Source organism: Citrobacter sp. Cf118 (assembly GCF_030334095.1).
GTDB classification, from domain to species: domain Bacteria; phylum Pseudomonadota; class Gammaproteobacteria; order Enterobacterales; family Enterobacteriaceae; genus Citrobacter; species Citrobacter freundii.
This window is the reverse complement of sequence record NZ_JAOWES010000016.1, coordinates 1-241: the sequence shown is the minus strand read 5'-3', so window position 1 is coordinate 241 and position 241 is coordinate 1. Positions and strand designations below refer to the sequence as shown.

Sequence of the window (241 nt, the reverse complement as noted above, 5' to 3'; positions counted from 1 at the left end):
GAGCTGGGTGCCTCAATGATGGTGGCATCCACCAAAGTGCCTTGGGTCATCATGACGCCTGCTTCGGCCAGCCAGCGATTGATGGTCTTGAACAATTGACGGGCCAGTTGATGCTGCTCGAGCAGGTGGCGGAAATTCATGATGGTGGTGCGATCCGGCAGGGCGCTATCCAGGGATAATCGGGCAAACAGGCGCATGGAGGCGATTTCGTACAGGGCATCTTCCATGGCACCGTCGCTCA

1 protein-coding gene is annotated in these 241 nt (G+C 57.7%); it reads right to left on the bottom strand.

Annotation, left to right across the window (positions count from 1 at the left end; genetic code table 11):
• A partial coding sequence (locus OGX67_RS00410) for a transposase (protein ID WP_225373215.1) occupies nt 1-241 on the bottom strand: 241 nt, incomplete at both ends.